Source organism: Comamonas sp. 17RB (assembly GCF_030056555.1).
Taxonomy (GTDB): Bacteria; Pseudomonadota; Gammaproteobacteria; order Burkholderiales; family Burkholderiaceae_C; genus Comamonas; species Comamonas terrigena.
In genome coordinates this window covers 95,548-117,870 of record NZ_JASHHY010000005.1, presented here as the reverse complement: position 1 = coordinate 117,870, position 22,323 = coordinate 95,548, and the positions used below count along the sequence as shown (strand labels likewise).

The window sequence follows — 22,323 nt, the reverse complement described above, 5'->3', positions numbered from 1 at the left end:
ATGTAGCCTAGCCAAGAAATGAAATGGGGCTTGTGCCGCAAAGCACAAGCCCCGGTGTGTAAAGCCTAATGGGGGCGTTGCACCTGTGGCCCGCCCTCCGTCAGGTCAAGACCGCTCAGGCCTGACCCATCAGCTCTTCGAACGACACAGCCTTGTCGCTCACCTTGGCCTTGCTCAGCACGAACTCGGTCACATTATTCTCGATCACGACGGCTTCCACTTCGGCCAGACGTTGACGGTCGCCGAAGTACCAGCGCACGACGTCTTCGGGCTTCTCGTAGGAAGCAGCCAGCTCGTCCACGTGGGCCTTCAGTTGCTCGGGCGTGGCTTCCAGCTTGTTGGACTTGACCAGCTCGGCCACCACCAGACCCAGGCGCACGCGGCGCTCGGCTTGGGGCAGGAACACGTCTTCAGGGATTTCCGCCTTTTCAGCGTCCTTGATGCCGCGTTGTTGCAGTTCGGCGCGGGCGCCTTGCAGCAGACGGCCGACTTCGGCCTGCACGGAAGCCTTGGGCAGTTCCAGCTCGGCCACAGAGACCAGAGCGTCCATGGCGGCTTGCTTGTTGCGAGCCAGCACGCGGAACTTCACTTCGCGTTCCAGGTTCTTCTTGATGTCGGCGCGCAGGCCTTCGACGGTGCCGTCGGCAATGCCCAGGGACTTCACGAAGGTTTCGTTCACTTCGGGCAGGTTGGCGGCTTCAATCTTCTTGACGGTCACCAGGAAGTCGGCGGTCTTGCCGGCCACGTCCTTGCCGTGGTAGTCCTCAGGGAAAGCCAGGGGGAAAGTCTTGGACTCGCCAGCCTTCATGCCGCGCACGGCGTCTTCGAATTCCTTGAGCATCTGGCCTTCGCCGACCAGGAACTGGAAGTCTTCGGCCTTGCCGCCGGCAAAGGTTTCGCCGTCGATCTTGCCTTCGAAGTCCACGGTCACGCGGTCACCGTCCACAGCGGCTTCGGCAGCGGGACGCTGGGCGAAGGTGCGGCGTTGCTTGCGCAGGATGTCCACGGTCTTGTCGATGGCGACGTCGTCCACTTCAGCGGTCAGCTTGTCCACGGAAGCAGCAGCCAGGTCGCCCAGCTTCACTTCGGGGAACACTTCGAAGATGGCGTCGAACTGGGCTTCGCCTTCGGCAGCGCCTTCCTTCTCGGAAATGCGGGGCTGGCCGGCCACGCGCAGACCGGCTTCATCGACGGCCTTGGCGAAAGCTTCGCCGACCTTGTCGTTCAGCACTTCGTACTGCACGGAGTAGCCATAACGCTGGGCCACCACGTTCATGGGCACCTTGCCAGGACGGAAACCGTCCATCTTCACGGTGCGAGCAACCTTCTTCAGACGGGTCTCGACTTCGGACTGGATTGCGGCGAGCGGCACGCTCAGCGTGATCTTGCGCTCGAGCTTCTCAAGGGTTTCAACAGTAACGGCCATGGTTGTTCCTAAATCTCGGGGAAAGATGTGGACCGTGCCGGCTGCAGTACAGCCTGCACCGTATTCCGCAAAGTCTCACATGAAGAATGGTGCGCAAAGCCGGACTCGGCACACCAGAAAATTCAAATACTTAGCTGGTGTTCACGCCGGCTCGCGCGGGGCGAATCGGCGCTGACGGTCGCGCATTCAATCCAACATTATATCCAGCCGGGAACGGGCGAACCCTGTCCCCGCCCCGTACCACCCGCTTATCAGGGCTTGTCCTCAGTGCGGCGCAGCGCCCGGGCTGCCCTGCAAGGCCGGTAAAAAAGTGCAAAGCGCGGTTTACCCGGCCGTGCCGGCAGCAGGGTCAGGTGGCCTGACACCACCGCCACAGGCTGCCCATTCCACGGTCTGTTACGGGGGACCGGAGGGGCGCCGGCCCTGCTGCGCCCCACCCAACAGCGTCCGCCCCAGACGCACAGGCAAGAAAAAAGCCTGCCCCCAAGGGGGACAGGCTTTCAAGGCTTCGCCTGGATCAGGCGATGTGTTCGTGGTGCGCGGAGCCGGACTCGAACCGGCACGGTGTTGCCACCGTCAGGACCTAAACCTGGTGCGTCTACCAATTTCGCCACCCGCGCGGTCTCTCCAACTACAAAGCCGGCAGAAAGCTACCGGCTTTGCGTTAGGGGTCAACCCTGGATTTTAGCGTGGAATCGCAAGCCACCATGCATTTTTTGGCCTTCCCTGCGCCAAATTTATGCACCGTGTTCCACCTCGGGCTTACGCACGCGGAACCAGGCCGCGTACATGGCGGGCAGCGCCAGCAGGGTCAGCACCGTGGCCACCACCAGACCGCCCATGATGGCCACGGCCATAGGCCCCCAGAACACGCTGCGCGACAGCGGAATCATGGCCAGCACGGCGGCCGCCGCCGTCAGCACGATGGGGCGCAGGCGGCGCACCGCCGCTTCCACGATGGCATCCCAGGCAGGCACGCCCCGGGCGCGGTCCAGCTCGATCTGGTCGATCAGGATCACCGAGTTGCGCTGGATCATGCCCATCAGTGCAATCACGCCCAGCAGCGCCACAAAGCCGAAGGGCCGGTTCAGCAGCAGCAGCGCGGCGGCCACGCCGGCAATTCCCAGCGGGCCGGTCAGAAAGACCAGCATGGCGCGGCTGAAGCTGTGCAACTGCAGCATCAGCAGCGTGAAGGTGAGGAACAGCATCACCGGCACGCCGGCCGCGATCGAGGACGAGCCCTTGGAGCTTTCCTCCACCGCGCCGGCTACTTCGATGCGGTAGTCCAGCGCGCCCTGGCCGTGCCACTGCGCTTCCAGCTTGCGCAGCTCGGGCAGCAAGGCGTTGGTCACGGTGGCACCCTGCAGGCCTTCACGCACATCGCCCTGCACGGTGATGGCGTAGTTGCGCCCTTCCCGCCACAGCACGCCCGGCTCCCAGGCCATGGCGGGCTTGGCGATCTGGGTCAGCGGAATGGATTTGCCGCTGGCCGTGGGGAGGTAGGCGTTGGCCACATCGGAAATCGCGTCGCGCTCGTGTTCCGGCACGCGCAGCAGGATGTCGATCAGCTTGTCGCCTTCGCGGTACTGGCCCACGGTGGAGCCGCTGAACCAGATCTTGGCGGCCTGGGCAATCGACTGGCTGCTCACGCCCAGTGCGCGCGCCTTGTCCTGGTCCACTTCCAGGCGCATCACCTTCACGGATTCGTTCCAGTTGTCGTTCACGCCCCGCATGTCGGCGTTGGCGTGCATGACGTCCTTGACCGCATCGGCGTAGTGGCGCAGCTGGACCGGGTCGGTGCCGATCACGCGGAACTGCACCGGATACGGCACGGGCGGCCCGCTGGGCAGCAGCTTGACGCGGCCGCGCGCCTCGGGGAATTCCTGGGCCAGCAGCGCCGGAAATTCCTGCATCAGTCGGTCGCGCAGTTTCAGGTCCTTGGCCAGCACGATGAACTGCGAGACGTTGGTCTGCGGGAACACCTGGTCCAGCGGCAGGTAAAAGCGCGGCACGCCCGAGCCCACCCAGACGGTGACGCTTTCCACCCCTTGCAGCTGCATGAAGCGCTGCTCCATGCGCTTGACCACGGCCTCGTTGGCGGCATAGGCCGTGCCTTCGGGGAACCAGGCGTCCACCAGGATTTCCGGGCGGTTGGAGTCCGGGAAGAACTGCTGCTGCACCCTGGTCATGCCAACGATGCCCAGCGCAAACACCAGGGCCGTGGCGCCGATGGTCAGCCAGCGGTATTCCACGCACCAGTACACCGCCTTGCGGAAACGGTTGTAGAACGGGCTGTCGAACACCTCGTGCGGGTCGGCGGTGATGCCCGGGTGGTCTTCGTGCTTGGGCTCCTTCAGGAACAGCGTGCCCAGATAGGGCACGAAGTAGACCGATGCGAACCAGCTGAGCACCAGCGCCACCACCGTCACGGCAAAGATGGCGAAGGTGTATTCCCCCGTCATGGACTTGGCCATGCCGATGGGCAGAAAGCCGGCCGCCGTGATCAAGGTGCCGGTCAGCATGGGCTTGGCGGTGATTTCATAGGCAAAGGTGGCCGAGCGCAGCTTGTCGTAGCCCTCCTCCATCTTGCGCACCATCATCTCCACCGCAATGATGGCGTCGTCCACCAGCAGGCCCAGGGCAATGATCAGCGAGCCCAGCGAGATCTTGTGCAGCCCCACGCCCCAATACCACATGGCCAGGAAGGTGGCGGCCAACACCAGCGGAATCGTCACCCCCACCACCAGGCCGGGGCGCGGGTCGATGTACCAGCGCTTCCACCACACGGTGGCCTGGGCGCGCTTGTGCAGGCCCAGGCTGACAAAGCTCACGGCCAGCACCACCACCACGGCCTCGATCAGCACCTTGATGAATTCGTTCACCGAATCGGCCACGGCCTTGGGCTGGTCCTGCACATTCACCAGCTGCATGCCTGCCGGCAGCGCGGTGCCCAGGCGTTCGACCGCCGCGTGCAGGTTCTTGCCCAGGCGGATGATGTCCCCGCCCTTGGCCATGGAAATGCCCAGTGCGATGGTCTCCTGCCCCTGAAAGCGCACCTTGGTGCTGGGCGGGTCCACATAGCCGCGCGTGATTTCGGCGATGTCGCCCAGGCGCAGCTGCGCGCCGGAGGCGCCGCGGATGGGCATGGCGCGCAAGTCCTCCAGCGCCGTGAACTGGCCGCCCACGCGCACCTGGATTTGCTCGCTGGGCGTCTGCAGCACGCCCGTGCCTTCCACCGCGTTCTGCTGGCTGAGCTGGTTGAGCACCTGATTCATGTCCAGCCCCAGCTGGGCCAGGCGCTGCTGCGACAGCTGCACAAACAGCTTTTCGTCCTGCACGCCAAACAGTTCCACCTTGGCCACATCCCCCACGCGCAGCAGCTGCTGGCGCACGTCGTCGGCCACGGTCTTGAGCTCGGCATAACTGAAGCCATCGCCCTGCAGTGCATAGATCACGCCATACACATCGCCGAACTCGTCATTGAAGAACGGCCCTTGCACGCCCTGCGGCAAGGTGTATTTCATGTCGCCGATCTTCTTGCGCACCGTGTACCAGAGCTGGGGCACATCGGCGGGGCGGGAGTTGTCCTTGACCTGGAAGATGACCTGCGACTCTCCCGGCTTGGAATAGCTGCGGATCTTGTCGGCGTACGGCACTTCCTGCAGCGTGCGCTCGATCTTGTCGGTCACCTGCTCGGCCACCTGCTGGGCCGTGGCGCCGGGCCAGTAGGTGCGGATCACCATGGCGCGGAAGGTGAAGGGGGGATCCTCGTCCTGCCCCAGCTGGAAGTAGGCGATTCCCCCCAGCAGCAGGATGACGATCAGCAGGTAGCGCGTGAGCGGAATGTGCTCCAGCGCCCAGCGCGAGAGGTTGAAGCCGGCTTTCGGTTCTTGGCGTGCCATGGTCGGTCCCCGCCCTTATTGCGCTGCAGCCGGCTTGCCGTCTGCCTTGGCTGGTGTGGCCGCCGGGGCCGCTGTAGCCGGGGTGGCCGGCTGCTCTGCCGCCGGCTTGGGCGCGTATTTGTCCTGGTAGACCGTCACCTGCTGGCCTTCATTGAGCACATGCACGCCGGCGGCCACCACCTGCATGCCGGGTGTCAGGCCTTCGGCAATCACGGCGTCGTTGCCGTCGGCCGTGGCCACGGTCACCTTGCGGCTGGTCACCGCCTTGGTCTGCGGGTCGTAGACCCACACGGCCGACTGCCCGCCCAGCTCGCGCACCGCGGCCGTGGGCAGCTTGATCACGTCCAGCCCGGCGGGGCCCATGCCTTCGGGCAGCACATGCACGGTGGCACCCAGCGGCGGCACATTGCCTCCGGCCAGCGCCACCTTCACGGTGTAAGTGCGCGTCACCGGGTCGGCACTGGCCGCCACCTCCCGCACCTTGCCTTGCAGCAGGGCTTCACCATCCGCCCAGGGGCGCACCTGCACGGCCTGACCGATGCGCACCAGGCTGCGCTTGTCTTCGGGCACGGCAAACACCACATCGCGCTCGCCGTCCTGGGCGATGCGCACCACCGGGGTGCCGGCGGACACCACCTGGCCGGGCTCGGCGTCCACGGCCGTGACGATGCCGGCCACATCGGCCAGCAGGCGGGTGTAGCCGCTCTGGTTGGATTGGGAGCTGGCGTTGGCCTTGGCCTGGTCCAGCTGGGCCTGGGCGGATTTCAGCGTGGCGGAGCGGCGGTCCAGCTCGGCGCCGCTGATGAAGTTCTTGTCCTTCAGCGCCTGGTAGCGGGCAAAGTCGGCCGCGGCCAGATCACGCTGCGTGGTGGCGGCCGCCACCTGGGCCTGGGCGGCCTGCGCGGCCAGGGCGTAGTCGTTGCCGTCCAGCTGGGCCAGCACCTGGCCGGGCTGCACATGCTGGCCCACATCCACCTGGCGCTGCACCAGCTTGCCGGCCACACGGAAGCCCAGGCGCGATTCGATACGAGCGCGCACCTCACCGGAATATTCCAGCACCGCAGTGGCCTGCGAGCTGCCCACGGTGACCAGTTTGACCGCACGGACCGGCTCCTCGGCCGCCGGCTTGGGCGAACAGCCCATCAGCGACAGCGCCGCCACCACACCCACCAGCACGCCGGACACAGGCATGCGAACCACAGCAGAAGACTTCATGGGATTTCCCACCCGAAAAATTACTGACTAACCGGTTATTAATTACCCGGCATATTAACTGGTGGCAGGCGACAATGGCCAAGTGCCTACCTCCCCACCCGCTCCCACCTCGGCCGCACCGGTCAAGCATTACGAGAATTTTCCGGTCGCCTCCATCCTGTGCCCGCCTGCGCTGCGCCCGCCGATCGCCGCGCTGTACGGCTTTGCACGCACCGCCGATGACCTGGCCGATGAGGGCGATGCCAGCCCGGCCCAGCGCCTGGCCGATCTGACGGCCTACCGCCAGGAACTGCACGCCATGGCCGCCGGCGGCACACCCGACCCGCGCTGGGCGGCAATATTCGACCCGCTGCGCCATGCCACCGCGCAGCACGGTCTGCCCGTGGCGCTGATGGACGATCTGCTCAGCGCCTTTGTGCAGGATGTGGATGTGACGGCCCGCGCCGCCACCTATGCCGACCGCGACCAGTTGCTGGACTACTGCCGCCGTTCGGCCAACCCCGTGGGCCGGCTGCTGCTGCACCTGTATGGCGTGGACGATGCGCCCAGCCTGCAGCAAAGCGATGCCATCTGCAGCGCGCTGCAACTGATCAACTTCTGGCAGGACCTGAGCGTGGACCTGCCGCGCGGGCGCCACTACCTCACCGACGCCGACCTGGCGCGCTGGGGCGTGGCCCGCACCGAATTGCTGCAGCCGCACACCACAGCCGCCAGCCGCGCGCTGGTCATGGACTGCGCTGCCTGGGCCCGCCAGCTGATGGTGTCCGGTGTGCCGCTGGTCCACCGCCTGCCGGGGCGCATCGGCTGGGAGCTGCGCCTGGTGGTGCAAGGCGGGCTGCGCATCCTGGACAAGGTGGACGCCCTGCAGGGTGACAGCCTGCTGCAGCGCCCCACCGTGGGCAAGGCCGACCTGCCGCGCATGCTGTGGCGGGCGCTGGCGATGTAAGCCCGGCTGCGCACCCGCACCGGGCCCAAAGCCCCCGCACATCCCTCCCCCTGGCGCGGCCGGGCCCACGCCTGCGCCCGGCCATGCGTACCATGCCGGGACAAGGAGTTTTTTTCGTTATGCATGTCAGCGTGTTCGACCTGTTCAAGATCGGCATCGGCCCGTCCAGTTCCCACACCGTGGGGCCCATGGTGGCGGCCCAGCACTTTGTCCAGGCGCTGCCCGCCCGCGGCCAGTTGCAGCAGACCGCCGGCGTGACGGTGGAGCTGTTCGGTTCGCTGGCGGCCACCGGCATCGGCCACGCCACCGACACCGCTGTGCTGCTGGGTCTGGCCGGCCACAGCCCCGACAACGTGCCCCCCGAAGCCGCCCAGCAGTTGCTGCACCAGGTCCACGCCAGCGGCCAGCTGCCGCTGCTGGGATCGCACCCCACGCGCTTCACCACCCAGCGCCAGATGCTGCTGCGCCGCAAAAGCCTGCCGCGCCACCCGAATGCCATGCGCCTGGCCGCGCACGATGCGGCCGGTGTCTTGCTGCACGAAGCCACCTACTACTCGGTGGGCGGCGGCTTTGTGGAAGACGAAGCCGGCCTGCGCGTGGGCACCCCGCCCGGCCCGCCGCTGGCGCAGCCCGACGCCGCCGTGCCCTACACCTACCGCACTGCCAGCCAGCTGCTCAGCCTCTGCCAGGCGCACGGTCTGTCCATCGATGCGCTGGCCTGGGCCAATGAATGCGCCCAGCGCGAAGCGTCTGCCGTGACCGAGGGGCTGGACCGCATCTGGCAGGTGATGGACGGCGCCATCGTGCGCGGCTGCGCCACCAGCGGCCTGCTGCCCGGCCCGCTGCGCCTGCCCCGGCGCGCCGGCGCGCTGATGGTCCACCTCAAGACCCAGGCGGGCGAGCGGCCGCCGGATCCGCTGGCCGCCATGGACTGGGTCAATCTGTATGCCATGGCCGTCAATGAAGAAAACGCGGCCGGCGGCCGCGTGGTGACCGCCCCCACCAACGGTGCAGCCGGCGTGATACCGGCCGTGCTGCGCTACTACCAGCGCTTCATCCCCGGGGCCGATGCGGCTGGGGTGCGCCGCTTTCTGCTGGCGGCCGGTGCCATCGGCGCCATCTACAAGCTCAACGCCTCGCTGTCCGGCGCCGAAGTGGGCTGCCAGGGGGAAGTGGGTGTGGCCTGCTCCATGGCCGCGGCCGGCCTGGCCACGGTGCTGGGCGGCACGCCGGCCCAGGTGGAAAACGCGGCCGAGATCGGCATGGAGCACAACCTGGGCATGACCTGCGACCCGGTGGGCGGCCAGGTGCAGATTCCCTGCATCGAGCGCAATGCCATGGGCGCCGTGAAAGCCATCAACGCCGCACGCATTGCGCTGCTGGGCAATGGCACGCACTTTGTGTCGCTGGACCAGGTGATTCGCACCATGGTGCAGACCGGCGCCGACATGAAGACCAAGTACAAGGAAACGTCACGCGGCGGCCTGGCCGTCAACGTGGTCGAGTGCTGAAGCGGGACTGAAGACGGGCCGGGCCAGGCCCGTCCGTTCAGGGTGCGCGGTGCAGGCGTGGCGCGGCCAGCATGGCGCGCTCTTCTTCCACGAACTGCTGCAACTGCCGCAAGGCCGGTGTGGACGGCAGCTGCTCCAGCAGGGCCTGCAGCCGGGTGACATCGCCCACCGTGGGCGCCACCTTGATCTGCGCCACCGCGGCGTCCGTGTTGCCGGAGCGCACCAGCATCAGCACCTTGTTGGCCCATTCGTTTTTGTTGCGTGCCATATTTGCCATAGTGTTGGCCGTCGACTGCGGCCCCTGCAAAGAAAGCGCGGATTGTCCCTGCCCTGCAGGCTTTGCGGGGCGCTGGGGCTTCTTTTTTTGTACGACCGGCACTGCCTGAGCGCCGAAAGCCGCAAAAAAAGCCCCGCACAGGGCGGGGCTGGAGCAAAGCTGCGATAGCCCTTACACCAGGGCTGGGGCCTTGGCAGAGGACGGCACCGCGGCCCGCGGCTGGGGCTGGCTGCGCGGAGCTGCCACCGGCTGGCCGCCGCCACCACCGCCCAGACTGGCCGGGCCGCGCGGGCCGGCGGTATCTGCCGCTGGGCGTGCATAGCCTGCCGTGCCGCCTTGCAGCACGAACTTGGCGGCCATGCCGGCCAGTTGGCGCGCCTGCTCCTGCAGCGAGGAGGACGCGGCCGAAGTCTCTTCGACCAGGGCCGCGTTCTGCTGTGTCACATCGTCCAGATTGGCCACGGCCAGGTTGATCTGTTCCAGCCCGCGCGACTGTTCGCGGCTGGCTTCGGCGATCTCGCCCACGATGTCGGCCACGCGCTGGATGCCGCTGACGATGTCCTGCATGGTGGCGCCGGTGCGGTGCACCTGCTCGCTGCCCACACGCACCCGGTCCACCGAGGCGGTGATCAGCGCCTTCACTTCCTTGGCCGCTTCGGCGCTGCGCCCGGCCAGCGACCGCACTTCGCCGGCCACCACCGCAAAGCCCCGGCCCTGCTCGCCCGCACGGGCGGCTTCCACCGCGGCGTTCAGCGCCAGGATATTGGTCTGGAAGGCGATGCCGTCGATCACGGCAATGATGTCCTCGATCTTGCGCGAGGAGGTGTTGATGTCTTCCATGGTCTGTACCACCTGGCCCACCATGGCGCCGCCGCGCTGGGCCACGTCGGTGGCAGTGGAGGCCAGTTCGCTGGCGCGCACGGCGCTGTCGGCGTTGTGCTGCACGGTGCTGGACAGCTGTTCGGTGGCCGCCGCCGTCTGCTCCAGCGAGGCGGCCTGCTGCTCGGTGCGGCTGGACAGGTCCTGGGTACCGGCCGCCACCTGGGTGGAGGCGCCGGCAATGGCGTCGGCCCCGGTCCGTACCTGGGCAATGATCTGGTGCAGGTGGGCGCGCATGTCTTCCATGTGGCCCAGCAGGTCGGAGATTTCATCCTTGCCGCTGGCACACACCTGCTGCGACAGATCCCCCTTGGCGATGGACTGTGCCGAAGCCTGGGCCTGCTGGAAGCCCTGGCGCATGCGGCGCAGCAGCGAGATCGACAGCAGCGTGGCCGGCACGCCCCCCAGCACGATGGCGGCGATGAACACCAGAATGCCCAGGTGGTAGTGCTGCTCGGCCTCCTGGTAGGCGATGTCGGCCTTGCTCACCTGCAGGCCCTTGAAGGCGCCGACCAGGCCCACCAGCATTTCGCCCTGCTCGCGGCCGGTGGCCAGGAAGCGGGCCATCAGATCGGGCGAGAAATCCCCCGCACCCATGCTGCGCACATAGTCGTTCAGGTGGGCGGACCATTCCTGGTCAACCTTCACCACCTCGTCCAGCATGGCCAGGTCCTGGGGGTCATCGGTCAGCGCACGCAACTCCTTTTGCACCGTGGCGCCGCGCTCCAGGCTTTCGCGCACAGTGTCCAGGTGGGCGCTCACCGGGTGGTCGTGCAGGGCGGCCAGCGGACTGTCGGGTGCATGCTGGTAGGCCAGCAGCAGCTGCGCACGGCTTTGCAGCGCGCTTTCGGTCATGGCATCGGCCAGCAAGATGCGCTGCAGCGACTGGTCGTGCAGATTGCGCAGGCTGTCGCGCGCGGACAGCAATCCAAACCAACTCATGCCAATCACGGCAATCAATGAAACCCAATAAGCCACAAACACCAAGGTGTAGCGTTGGGTCAACTTCAATGCATTGAAGCTCCACATGCGGATCGTTCCCTGTATCAACTTGTTGCTATCAGGGCATCCTAGGAGGTCTGCCGCGCTTTCCCTAGGGCCTGCACACAGCATCTGCAGCCCGCTTGATGCACATCAAGCGACGAAAGCTTTGGCCGCCCAACGGCAATGCCATCCGGGCATGGGACAATGCCGCCCCTATGACACCGGAACAGTACGTCCAGCAAAAAGCCGCTTCCTCGGGAAGCAGCTTCTACTACGCCTTCATGTTTCTGCCGGCGCCGCGCCGCGCCGCCATCACGGCGTTCTATGGCTTTTGCCGCGAGGTGGACGATGTGGTGGACGAGGTGCACGATGCCGGTGTCGCTGCGACCAAGCTCGCCTGGTGGCGCAAGGAAGTGGCCCAGGCCTTTGCCAGCCAGCCCAGCCACCCCACCATGCAGGCGCTGATGCCGCATGTCCAGGAGTTCGGCATCGAGCCACGCCACCTGCTGGCCGTGATCGAAGGCTGCGAGATGGATCTGGAGCAGACCCGCTACCTGGACTACCCCGGCCTGCAGCGCTACTGCCATCTGGTGGCCGGCATCGTGGGCGAGGTCGCCGCACGCATCTTCGGCCAGACCAGCGACGCCACCACCCAGTACGCGCACAAGCTGGGCCTGGCCTTCCAGCTGACCAACATCATCCGTGACGTGGGCGAGGACGCGCTGCGCGGCCGCATCTACCTGCCCATCAGCGAGCTGCAGCAGTTCGATGTGAAGGCGCACGAGATCACCAAACGCGAGTATTCCGACCGCTTCACCGCGCTGATGCGCTTTCAGGCGGCCCGCGCCCACCAGCTGTACGACGAAGCCTTTGCGCTGCTGCCCGATGCCGACCGCCGTGCGCAGAAGCCCGGCCTGATGATGGCCAGCATCTACCGTACGCTGCTGCGCGAGATCGAGGCGGACAACTTCCAGGTGCTGCACCAGCGCATTGCGCTGACACCGCTGCGCAAGCTGTGGCTGGCCTGGAAGATGCAGGCCCTGGGCCGCATGTAAGCCGGTGGCCGCACCCGTGGCCGCTGCGCCCGCCCCCCTTTCCCTGCACACGGCGCCCCGGCGTATCGCCGTGGTCGGCGGTGGCTGGGCCGGCATGGCCGCCGCCGTATCCCTGGTGCAGCGCGGACACCAGGTGAGCCTGTGGGAGACCGCCCGTCACTGGGGCGGCCGGGCCCGCGCCCTGGTGGTCCAGGACCTGCAAGGCCGGCCGCTGACCGTGGACAACGGCCAGCACATCCTGATTGGGGCCTACACCGACAGCCTGGCGCTGATGCGCACCGTGGAGGTCGATGTGGAGCAGGCCCTGCTGCGCCTACCGCTGGACCTGCGCGATGCCCATGGCCACGGACTGCAACTGCCCGATCTGCCTCCGCCCTGGGACGCGGCCCTGGGCATTGCCCGCGCCCGAGGCTGGTCCTGGCGCGACAAATACGCCCTGCTGGCACGCGCTGCGCACTGGAAGCGCAGCCATTTCCGATGCAACGCCCATGCCACCGTGGCCGACCTGTGCCAGGGCCTGCCCCAGCGGCTGCTGCAGGACTTCATCGATCCGCTGTGCATTTCGGCGCTGAACCTGCCGGCGGCGCAGGCCAGCGGGGTGGTGTTTCTGCGCGTGCTGCACGACAGCCTGTTTGCCGGCCGGGGCGGCTCCAACCTGCTGCTGGCGCGCACCGACCTGGGCACGCTGTTCCCCACCACCGCCGCCCGGTGGCTGGAAGCGCACGGCGCCACCTTGCACCTGGGCCAGCGCGTGCACAGCCTGCAGCCCCGGGGGCACGACGCCCAAAGCGGCTGGCAGGTGGACGGGGAGGCGTTTGACGGCGTGCTGCTGGCCACCACCAGCGCCGAAGCCGCCCGCCTGGCGCTGACCGGTGCCTCCGCCCTGCACGACACCCGCAGCGCCTGCGAGCACTGGGCCGGCCTGGCCGACGCCCTGCCGCACACCGCCATTGCCACGGTCTATGCCCAGTGCCCGGCCGGCAGCGGCCTGCCGGCGCCCATGGTGGCGCTGCGCAGCGGGCCCGATGCTCCGGCACAGTTCGCCTTCGACCGGGGGCAACTGGGCGGGCCGGCCGGGCTGATGGCCCTGGTCATCAGTGCCAGCGATGCACTGCCGCTGGACCGCACCACGCTACAGGCCCAGACCCTGGCGCAAGCACGCCAGCAGCTGGGTCTGCCGGACCTGGAAGCGCTGCGCACCGTGGTGGAAAAACGCGCCACCTTTGCCTGCACGCCCGATGTGCAGCGCCCTGCGGCCCATGTCGCGCCGCGCCTGTGGGCCTGCGGCGACTACGTGGAAGGCCCCTACCCCGCCACGCTGGAAGGTGCGGTGCGCAGCGGATTGGAAGTGGCGCAGGCTTTCTGAACGGCGGAGCGGCTCGGCGGCGGCCGGTGCACTGCAGCACCGGGTATCTCCCGATCTGCCGGCACAGCGGATTGACAGCTTTCCGCGCCAAGATCGCTGGTGTGCGCCCGGATGCGGCGCTTTGCTGGAGACTGCCCCCATGGCCTTGCTGCCCACCTTGCCCGCCACCCCGTCCCTCACCCGCCGCCAGCTGCTGCAAAGCGGCAGCGCCCTGGGTCTGGCCGCCACCTTGCCCGGCCTGCATGCCCAGGCCAACTGGCCGACCAAGTCCATCCGCTTCGTGGTGCCGTTTGCGCCGGGCGGCAGCTCGGAAATCGTGGCCCGCTCCACCGCGGCCGAGCTGAGCAAGAGCCTGGGCCAGAGCGTGTATGTGGAAAACAAGCCCGGCGCCGCCGGCAACATTGCCATGCAGGAAGTGGCCCGCGCCGATGACCAGCACACCGTGGTGCTGGGCCACATCGGCACGCTGGCGGTGAACCCCTACATCTTCCCCAAGCTGCCCTACGACCCGAACAAGGATTTCCAGCCCGTCAGCCTGCTGGCCAAGGTGCCCAGCCTGTATGTGGTGCACCCGGATGTGCCGGCCAAGAACCTGAAGGAGTTCGTGGCCTATGTGCGCGCCAACCCGGGCAAGTTCAGCTATGGCTCGGCCGGCAACGGCAGCGCCGGCCATCTGGCGTTCGAATACCTGAAGATGACCGCCAATCTGTTCATGCTGCATGTGCCCTACAAGGGCACCGGCCCGATGATGACCGACCTGCTGTCCGGCCGGCTGGATGCGGCGTCGGTGGGTGCGTCGGCCCTGCTGCCCTTCATCAAGAGCGGCAAGGTGCGCTGCATTGCCACCGGCTCGACCAAGCGCCTGGCCCAGCTGCCCGATGTGCCCACCGTGGCCGAACAAGGCTTTCCCGGTTTCGAGATGACGCAGTGGTACGGCATGCTGGCACCGGCCAACCTGCAGGCCGGCCATGTGGAACGGCTGGCCGCCGAATGCAAAAAGGCCGTGCAGGCGCCCGATGCGCTGAAACGCCTGCAGGGCGATGCCGCCGATCCGATTGGCGGCTCCCCCGCCGAGTTTGCCCGCTTCATCGCCACCGAGCAGGCCCGCTGGAAACAGGTGCTGCTGCGCGCCCAGGTCAAGCCGGACTGACACGGAGACAGTGCTGGCGCTCTCCCATCCCGGCAGAAGCAGGGGGTGAGGGCGCCATGCAGGGAGACCGATGAATCAGAGGCGCCCGGCACCGGGCGGGGCATGCACGGGAAGTACGGCCAGCTGCGGAGGCGGCCGTTTCAGCGTCAGCGTTCCATCCACCACTGGATGACGATCTTGGCCAGGTAGCCGACAAAGCCCACGCCCAGGCCCAGAAAGATCACAAACGTGCCGAACTTGCCCGCCTTGGAGTCGCGCGCCAGTTTCCAGATGATGAACACCATGAAGGCGATGAAGGCCCCCACCCCGTAGGTGAGGAAAAAATGCGCCAGCTGCTCTTCCGTATAGCCAAAGATCACAACGTTCTTCTTCTACAAACCCCTGCTGCGGCCCTCCTCCTCGGCGGCTGACGGCCCGCGTGCTTCAAACGCGGAGGCGTCCACCAGAGCGCGGTAGGCATGCCAGCTGGCATGTCCCAGCATCGGCATGACCAGCACCAGTCCGATCAGCAGCGATCCCAGCCCCAACAGGGTAAACAACAAAATCAGACCCGCCCACCACGCCATGGCGACCGGGTTTTCCACCACCACCAGCCAGCTGGTCAGCACCGCCTGGAACACGCCGATGCGCCGGTCCAGCAGCAGCGGCATGGCCACCACGCTGGACGCGAAGATCGGCGCCGCCAGCACGCTGCCCAGGCCCAGCCACAGGGTGAACAAGCGACCGTCGGGCGCCAGCACCACCTGCTGCAGAAAGTCCATCGGCGTGGCAATGCGCACCGGCGAGAGCACCGTGATCAGCGAAGCCGACACCACCACCCAGCCCGTGGCCGCCAGCGCCAGCAGCAGGCCGAAACGCACCAGGCACCAGTAGCCTCCGGCCTGGCTGCCCCGCCCGCTTTGCCAGCGCGACCAGGTGCTGCGCACCGTCTGCCAGGACACGGTTTCCCCGCGCTCCAGCGCACGGCTGATGGCATACAGGCTGGTGGCGACCACCGGCCCCACGATCAGGAAACCGGACAGCGCCCCGGCCATCAACCAGAAGCGATTGTGCCCCAGCGCCAAAATGGCCAACCCGACCAAAGTCAAGAAAACGCCATGTGCCAGGCTGAGCCAGGGCGCGCGACAGATGTCTTTCCAGCCCAGCGCCAGCCATTCCAGCGGGGTGAGCATGCTGATGGAGCGCACCGTGGGCAGGTCCACGGTGGCAGTGGGTGTCAGGATACCGGGCATAGGCATTGTTCCTGTGGAGTGGCACACCACAGAGGCCGCCCGGACCCACGCACGGCGAGGAACGGGTGTTAGCTGCCCTGTTCCAGCAAGCGGCACAAGCTGTGCAGGCTGTCCACCGTGGCGTGGGGGGCCGGCCCCTGTGCAGGCCAGTCTACGCCCTTGCGATTGAGCCAGACCGCGTGCATACCCGCACCCAGGGCGCCCACGGCGTCCAGGTGGGCGTCGTCGCCCACGTGCAGCACCTGCTCGGGCGCCACGCCCGCCGCCTGCGCCGCCGCATGGAACATGCGCACGTCCGGCTTGGCAAAGCCGGTGCTGCCCACATTCAGGCTGGCCTGGAAATACCGGCCCAGGCCGATGGTGTGCACATTGGCGTTGCCGTTGGACACGGCAATCACCGGCCAGCGTGCGGACAGGAATTCCAGTGCCGGCAGCGCGTCGTCGTACAGGTCCACCTTCTGGCGGTGGGCAAAGAACAGATCGAAGGCCGGCTCCGCCAGCGCAGTGTCTTCGCCGGCCTGGCCCAGCGCCTGGCGGATGGATTCGCGGCGCAGACCGCTGAGGTCGTGGCGCAGGTCGGGGCGTTCGCGCTCCACCTGCAGGCGGATGGCACGCACCGCCTCGGTGGTGCCCAGCATGGCGGCCGTGCGCGGCGCATGCGTGGCCAACCATTCCAGCAGCACGGCTTCGGCGCGGGCAATGGCCGGCCACACGGGCCACAGGGTGTCGTCCAGATCCAGGGTGACGGCGCGAATGTGTCGAGAGTCCAGCATAGCTACTGAGCATACTGCAGCCACGCGGCCGGTGTGCGGGTGCCAACGGCCGCCCCTGCGGGGCGCCGGAGCGGTGTTCAGAAGGGTTCCAGGAGGCTTCCAGGCGTGCTGATGTGTCAGCATATGTCACAAGACCCGGCCTCCTGCCCGGCTGCATGGACAAGCTTGTCCGACAGGCCCTCAGGATTTGCCACAATCGGGGCCATGCCCTCACGCTTTGCACCTGAACCCACCTTGCCCGCAGGACAGCCCGAACGTCTGGCCGTGCTGCTGTGCAACCTCGGCACCCCCGACGCCCCGACCCCCTCGGCGGTGCAACGCTATCTGGCTGAATTTCTGTCCGACGACCGCGTGGTGGAAATTCCCAAGCCGGTCTGGAAGCTGATCCTGCACGGGGTCATTCTGCGCAAGCGCCCCAAGGAATCGGCCGCCAAGTACGCCACCGTCTGGGATGCGGAGCTGGGCTCGCCCCTGCTGCACTGGACGCGCCGCCAGGCCGAGATCCTGCAGGAGTGGATGCAGGGCGCCGGCTACGACGTGCTGGTGGGCTTTGCCATGCGCTATGGCAAGCCGTCCATTGCCAAGCAGCTCGATGCCCTCAAGGCCCAGGGCGCCACGCGCATCCTGATTCTGCCGCTGTACCCGCAGTACTCCGGCACCACGACGGCCAGCGTCTGCGACGCGGTGTACGACTGGGCCAAGACCCAGCGCCATATTCCCGAGCTGCGCTTTGTGCACCGCTACCACAACGACCCGGGCTATATCCAGGCCCTGGCCCAGCGCGTGGTGCAGCACTGGCAGGCCCACGGCATGGGCCGCCACCTGGTGATGAGCTTCCACGGCGTGCCCGAGCGCACCCGTGACCTGGGTGACCCCTACCAGTCCGAGTGCCTGGAAACCGCCCGCCTGCTGGCCGAGTGCCTGGGGCTGCCGCAGGAACGCTTCACCGTGACCTTCCAGTCCCGCTTCGGCAAGGCCAAGTGGCTGGAGCCCTATACCGAGCCATCGCTGGTGGCGCTGGCCCAGGCCGGCATCCAGGGCGTGGACGTGATCTGCCCCGGCTTCACCAGCGACTGCCTCGAGACGCTGGAAGAAATCGGCCAGGAAGCGCGCCATGCCTACCTGCAGGCCGGCGGCAAGCAGTTCCACTTCATTCCCTGCCTGAACGACACGCCGCACTGGATCGACGCGCTGCGCACGCTCACGCTGCGCCACACCGCCGGCTGGCCGGTGCAGCCCTACACGGCCCCCGTGCAGGAGCCCGCGGCGGCGCCTGCACCGGCCGCTGCCCCTGCGGCCGAGCACAGCGCTGCCACCGAGACCGCACAGGCGACGCCCACTGCGCCCACCGCGCCGGCGGCACCGTCGTCGGCCCAGCCTTCCACCGAGGGCTGATGCGATCCCGGGGCAGCCCGCCCCGTACCACCCGACCGCCCTGCCGCGCCCCCAGCCACAGCCCTTGCCCACCGGACAAGGGCTGTTTTGTTGGGTGCCCGCAAGGCCGCCCACCACCGCTTTCCCGCCTTGCGAATGCGCACTGCCACGGAATGGCGCCGCGCGCAGCACCGGGGTGGCATGTCCTCCTGCGGCGTAGCGGTGCCGCCTGCGCCGCCTGCAGGGCTGCGACGGGCCTGCCAGAATCGCGCCCGCAGCCATCGCCTGGTCCGTGCCCCCTGTGCACGCAAGCCGGCCATGGGCTGCCGGCACAGGACCAGGGCGGTACCTGTGCGAGCACTGTTCTGCGCCGCAGCGCGCAGGCCGCCGCCGCTGCGTGGCCTGTTCCCCACCAACCCGCCCCTGTGAACCTGCCCGGCCGTGCCCGGGAGCAGCTGCTTTTTGTGAGGGCCGCGCATGCGCCGCCCCCTGCACCACGCCCTTTCCCCACCTGTCCATTGGCGCCTGCCGCGGCTTTGCTGCGCGCGGGCAGCTGCGGCGGGCGGTGGAAACGCATTCATGCCACAACACAAGGACAACGACACCCCATGAACGCAGTCTCCCCTGCTGGCACCGGCCAGCCCACCGAAATCAACGGCTACAGCTGGAAGGCCCTGGCCGGCTCCGCCGTCGGCTATGCCATGGACGGCTTCGATCTGCTGATCCTGGGCTTCATGCTCAGCGCCATCTCGGCCGATCTGCAGCTGACGCCCGGTCAGGCCGGCTCGCTGGTCACCTGGACGCTGATCGGCGCCGTGGCCGGCGGCATCTTCTTTGGCGCGCTGTCCGACCGCTACGGCCGCATCCGCGTGCTGACCTGGACCATCATGCTGTTCGCCGTGTTCACCGGCCTGTGCGCCCTGGCCCAGGGCTACTGGGACCTGCTGATCTACCGCACCATCGCCGGCATCGGCCTGGGCGGCGAATTCGGCATCGGCATGGCATTGGCCGCCGAAGCCTGGCCGGCACGCCACCGTGCGCGCGTCTCGTCGTATGTGGCCCTGGGCTGGCAGGTGGGCGTGCTGGCCGCGGCCCTGCTGACCCCGCTGCTGCTGCCGGTGATCGGCTGGCGCGGCATGTTCCTGGTGGGGGTGATTCCGGCCATCGTGGCCTGGGTGATCCGCAACAAGCTGCACGAGCCCGAGGCCTTTGTGCGCAAGCCCGCTCCCGCCAAGGGCCAGCGGTTTGCCGCCTTCAAGCTCCTGGTCAAGGACAGGGCCACCACCAAGACCAGCCTGGGTGTGATCGTGCTCACTTCGGTCCAGAACTTCGGCTACTACGGCATCATGATCTGGATGCCCAGCTTTCTGTCCAAGCAGCTGGGCTTCAGCCTGACCAAGTCCGCCATGTGGACGGCCGTCACCATCGTCGGGATGATGGTCGGCATCTGGGTCTTCGGGCAGCTGGCCGACCGCATCGGCCGCAAACCCAGCTTCCTGCTCTTCCAGCTGGGCTCCGTCGTCATGGTGGTGCTGTACGCCCAGCTGTCCGACCCCACGGCCATGCTGTGGGCCGGCGCCGTGCTGGGCCTGTTCGTCAACGGCATGATGGGCGGCTATGGCGCGGTGATGAGCGAGGCCTATCCCACGGAAGCCCGCGCCACCGCGCAGAATGTGCTGTTCAACATCGGCCGTGCCGTGGGCGGTTTCGGTCCCGTGGTGGTGGGCGCGTTGGCCATGGGCTACGGCTTCCAGGTGGCGATTGCGCTGCTGGCGGCGCTGTATGTGATCGACATGGTGGCCACGGTGTGGCTGATCCCCGAGCTCAAGGGCCAGGCCCTGCAATGACCCGCTGAGGCACTGGGACGCTGCAGCGCCCCTCCCCCTGCCCGGCCATGCCACAGGGGAAGGTTGCCGCACCGTTGCACCACGCGGCCCGGGGCGCCTGCACCGCAAGTGCCCACTCCCGCCGCCCGCCTGATCCTGCGCAATGGCCCTGGCTGCATCTGCATCAAACACAGGGTGCGTTGAAGCCTGGGCCCAGGGATCGGACAATATCTGCCTCTTTCCACTCCCATCCGCAGCTGCCTGCGCGCGCTGCGGCGGATGCCATGAACCACAAACTGATCGCCCTGGCCCTGTCCCTGGGCAGCACCGGCTGGAGTCTGGCCGCCCAGCCCCTGCTGACACCGGCTGCGCTGCAGCCCCTGCTGAAAGACCCGCAAGTGCGCGTGATCGACATCCGCGAGCCCAAGGGCTTTGACGCCGCACACATTCCGGGCGCAGTGAACGCCCCCTACGGCAAATGGCGCGGCCCGGCCAGCAACCCGGGCGAGCTGCCCGAACAGGCCAAGCTGGTGGCGCTGGTGCAGTCGCTGGGCCTGACGCCCCAGACCCATGCCGTGGTGGTGTCCACCGGCAAGGACGCCACCGACTTCGGCGCCATGGCTCGGGTGTACTGGACGCTGAAGTCGCTGGGTCTGACCGAGCTGTCCATCGTCAACGGCGGCATGCAGGCCTGGGATGCAGCCAAGCTGCCCACGTCGACCACGGCCGTGCAGGTCGCCCCCAGCACGTATGCACCCACTTTCGATGCGCGCTGGCTGGCCACGCGCGATGATGTGCAGCAGCATGTGAAGCTGAGCAACGCCGTGCTGGTGGATTCGCGCCCCGATGCCTTCTACCAGGGCAAGACCCAGGCGCCCGCTGCCAAGCTGGCCGGCACCCTCCCCGGCGCCGTGCAGCTGGACTTCAACCAGTGGTTCGTGCCCGGTTCCTCCACCTTTGTGGAGACGGCTAAGGCCAAGCAAGTGGCTGCCCACATCCAGCATACTGAAGGCCAGGACGCCGTGGCCTTCTGCAACACCGGCCACTGGGCAGCCACCGACTGGTTCGGCCTGAGCGAAGTGGCCGGCCTGCCGAATGTGAAGCTGTACGCCGGATCGATGGTGGACTGGACGCAGTCGCCCGACATGCCTCCGATGCAGAACATGCCCGGCCGTGGCGAGCAGCTGCTGCGCGCCACCCAGCAGTGGTGGCAGAAAAAGCTGAACTGAGCCCGTACTTCCCGCTGAAGCCCGACGTGGCTTCAGCCCCTGCACTGCCGATTCCCAGAACCACACTCTATGAAACGACTCCCCCTGGCCGTTCTGATGGCCCTCTTCCTTGGCTGGCTGCTGTGGACCGTGTCCCTGCGCCAGGCCGCACTGTTTGCCGTGGGCATCGGCCTGGGCGCCGTGCTGGCCGGCAAGCGCTTCGGTTTCACCACCGGCTGGCGCATGCTGATCGAAGACAAGGACCCTTCCGGGGTCTTCGGCCAGCTGCTGCTGCTGGCCCTGGCCGCCGCCATGGCCATGCCGCTGCTGGGCCATTTTCCGGAGCTGACCGCCGCCCTGGGCCCGCCCAGCATCAGCCTGCTGGTGGGCGCTTTTGTGTTCGGCCTGTGCATGCAGATTGCCGACGGCTGCGGCAGCGGCACGCTGTACAAGGCCGGCATGGGCATTCCCATGAACACGGCCATCCTGCCGCTGTTTGCCATTGGCAGCTTTCTGGGCAGCCTGCACCTGGGCTGGTGGCTGGACCTGGGCCGCGCCGCGCCCGTGGGCCTGGTCACGGTCTGGGGCTGGGGTTCGGCCCTGGCCGCCACACTGGCCGGTCTGGCCCTGGTGGCAGCCGGTGTGAGCCTGTACTGCAAGCGCAGCAACTTGCAAGCAGGCATTGCGCCCAAGCCGCTGTTTGTGCGCAAGTGGGTGGTGGGCGCCGTGCTGCTGGCCCTGCTGGCCACGGCCAACCTGCTGATCGCCGGCCAGCCCTGGGGTGTGGTCTACGGCTTCGGCCTGTGGGCGGCCAAGGTGGCCAACGCCACGGGCGCGGTGGACCTGGCGCACAACTGGTTCTGGAGCCAGCCCGGCAATGCCGCGCGCCTGCAGGAAACGGTGCTGCTGGATGTGACCAGCATCACCAACATCGGCATTCTGGCCGGCGCACTGTGGGTCAGCGCGGGCAAGCCGGCATCTGCCAAGCCGCTGACCGGCACGCAGTGGGCCGTGGCCCTGACCGCCGGCCTGGTGCTGGGCTATAGCTCGCGCCTGGCCTTTGGCTGCAATGTGGGCGCCATGTTCTCCGGCATTTCCACCGGCTCCATCCACGGCTGGATCTGGGTGCCGCTGGCGTTTGCCGGCACCATCTTCGGGCTGCGCATCCGCCGCCGCTTCGGCTTCTAAGCAAGGGACTG

17 protein-coding genes and 1 tRNA gene are annotated in these 22,323 nt (G+C 67.6%); 9 read left to right on the top strand and 9 right to left on the bottom strand.

Going from position 1 to position 22,323, the window contains the following annotated elements; translation table 11 throughout:
- Positions 1-115: 115 nt before the first annotated feature.
- From tig to QM470_RS10635, 4 genes are all read right to left on the bottom strand, one after another.
- A complete protein-coding gene (gene tig, locus QM470_RS10650) occupies positions 116-1,426 on the bottom strand; it encodes a trigger factor (protein ID WP_066533741.1) in 1,311 nt (436 codons plus the stop codon).
- Between the two features lie 533 nt (positions 1,427-1,959).
- Positions 1,960-2,046 (bottom strand) — tRNA-Leu (locus QM470_RS10645).
- A gap of 117 nt (positions 2,047-2,163) precedes the next feature.
- Positions 2,164-5,328 carry an efflux RND transporter permease subunit gene (locus QM470_RS10640; protein WP_283339244.1) on the bottom strand — a complete coding sequence of 1,055 codons (3,165 nt, stop codon included), beginning with the start codon at positions 5,326-5,328 and terminating at the stop codon, positions 2,164-2,166.
- 15 nt (positions 5,329-5,343) lie between these two features.
- Positions 5,344-6,543: an efflux RND transporter periplasmic adaptor subunit gene (locus QM470_RS10635; protein ID WP_283339243.1), complete on the bottom strand. Its 1,200-nt coding sequence runs from the start codon at positions 6,541-6,543 to the stop codon at positions 5,344-5,346.
- An 82-nt stretch (positions 6,544-6,625) separates the two neighbouring features.
- Between QM470_RS10635 and hpnC the strand changes: the two genes are divergently transcribed.
- The gene (gene hpnC, locus QM470_RS10630; RefSeq protein ID WP_283339242.1) at positions 6,626-7,489 is read left to right on the top strand and encodes a squalene synthase HpnC; all 864 of its coding nucleotides are present in this window, start codon (positions 6,626-6,628) and stop codon (positions 7,487-7,489) included.
- Between the two features lie 119 nt (positions 7,490-7,608).
- Positions 7,609-9,000 carry an L-serine ammonia-lyase gene (locus QM470_RS10625; protein ID WP_283339241.1) on the top strand — a complete coding sequence of 464 codons (1,392 nt, stop codon included), beginning with the start codon at positions 7,609-7,611 and terminating at the stop codon, positions 8,998-9,000.
- 37 nt (positions 9,001-9,037) lie between these two features.
- Here QM470_RS10625 and QM470_RS10620 read toward each other — a convergent pair whose 3' ends face one another.
- Together QM470_RS10620 and QM470_RS10615 are read right to left on the bottom strand one after the other, a co-directional pair.
- Entirely contained in the window at positions 9,038-9,268 is a 231-nt protein-coding gene (locus QM470_RS10620) for a hypothetical protein (protein WP_066533824.1), read from the bottom strand.
- A gap of 180 nt (positions 9,269-9,448) precedes the next feature.
- The gene (locus QM470_RS10615; RefSeq protein ID WP_283339240.1) at positions 9,449-11,185 is read right to left on the bottom strand and encodes a methyl-accepting chemotaxis protein; all 1,737 of its coding nucleotides are present in this window, start codon (positions 11,183-11,185) and stop codon (positions 9,449-9,451) included.
- A gap of 170 nt (positions 11,186-11,355) precedes the next feature.
- Here QM470_RS10615 and hpnD point away from each other — a divergent pair, with 170 nt between their 5' ends.
- The 3 genes from hpnD to QM470_RS10600 all read left to right on the top strand — a co-directional run bounded on the left by hpnD (position 11,356) and on the right by QM470_RS10600 (position 14,711).
- Positions 11,356-12,195: a presqualene diphosphate synthase HpnD gene (hpnD, locus tag QM470_RS10610; protein WP_283339239.1), complete on the top strand. Its 840-nt coding sequence runs from the start codon at positions 11,356-11,358 to the stop codon at positions 12,193-12,195.
- Positions 12,196-12,211: 16 nt separating this feature from the next.
- Positions 12,212-13,561 (top strand): hydroxysqualene dehydroxylase HpnE, encoded by a 1,350-nt coding sequence (gene hpnE, locus QM470_RS10605; protein WP_283339238.1) that lies wholly within the window; start codon positions 12,212-12,214, stop codon positions 13,559-13,561.
- Positions 13,562-13,700: 139 nt separating this feature from the next.
- Positions 13,701-14,711 carry a Bug family tripartite tricarboxylate transporter substrate binding protein gene (locus tag QM470_RS10600; RefSeq protein ID WP_283339237.1) on the top strand — a complete coding sequence of 337 codons (1,011 nt, stop codon included), beginning with the start codon at positions 13,701-13,703 and terminating at the stop codon, positions 14,709-14,711.
- A gap of 146 nt (positions 14,712-14,857) precedes the next feature.
- Here the strand turns inward: QM470_RS10600 and QM470_RS10595 are convergent, their stop codons facing one another.
- The 3 genes from QM470_RS10595 to QM470_RS10585 form a co-directional block, all read right to left on the bottom strand.
- Entirely contained in the window at positions 14,858-15,070 is a 213-nt protein-coding gene (locus QM470_RS10595; RefSeq protein ID WP_066533829.1) for a DUF2788 domain-containing protein, read from the bottom strand.
- Between the two features lie 12 nt (positions 15,071-15,082).
- Entirely contained in the window at positions 15,083-15,943 is an 861-nt protein-coding gene (locus tag QM470_RS10590) for a DUF2189 domain-containing protein (RefSeq protein ID WP_283339236.1), read from the bottom strand.
- Between the two features lie 68 nt (positions 15,944-16,011).
- Complete coding sequence (locus QM470_RS10585) at positions 16,012-16,716, bottom strand: HAD family hydrolase (protein ID WP_283339235.1); 705 nt, start codon at positions 16,714-16,716, stop codon at positions 16,012-16,014.
- Between the two features lie 204 nt (positions 16,717-16,920).
- Between QM470_RS10585 and hemH the strand changes: the two genes are divergently transcribed.
- The 4 genes from hemH to QM470_RS10565 all read left to right on the top strand — a co-directional run bounded on the left by hemH (position 16,921) and on the right by QM470_RS10565 (position 22,312).
- Positions 16,921-18,111 carry a ferrochelatase gene (hemH, locus tag QM470_RS10580; protein ID WP_283339234.1) on the top strand — a complete coding sequence of 397 codons (1,191 nt, stop codon included), beginning with the start codon at positions 16,921-16,923 and terminating at the stop codon, positions 18,109-18,111.
- A 587-nt stretch (positions 18,112-18,698) separates the two neighbouring features.
- On the top strand, positions 18,699-19,937 hold the full coding sequence (locus QM470_RS10575; RefSeq protein ID WP_066533835.1) for an MFS transporter: 1,239 nt from the start codon (positions 18,699-18,701) through the stop codon (positions 19,935-19,937).
- Positions 19,938-20,200: 263 nt separating this feature from the next.
- Positions 20,201-21,145 carry a sulfurtransferase gene (locus QM470_RS10570; RefSeq protein WP_283339233.1) on the top strand — a complete coding sequence of 315 codons (945 nt, stop codon included), beginning with the start codon at positions 20,201-20,203 and terminating at the stop codon, positions 21,143-21,145.
- Between the two features lie 69 nt (positions 21,146-21,214).
- Positions 21,215-22,312 (top strand): YeeE/YedE thiosulfate transporter family protein, encoded by a 1,098-nt coding sequence (locus tag QM470_RS10565; RefSeq protein WP_280014077.1) that lies wholly within the window; start codon positions 21,215-21,217, stop codon positions 22,310-22,312.
- The last annotated feature ends 11 nt before the right edge of the window (positions 22,313-22,323 follow it).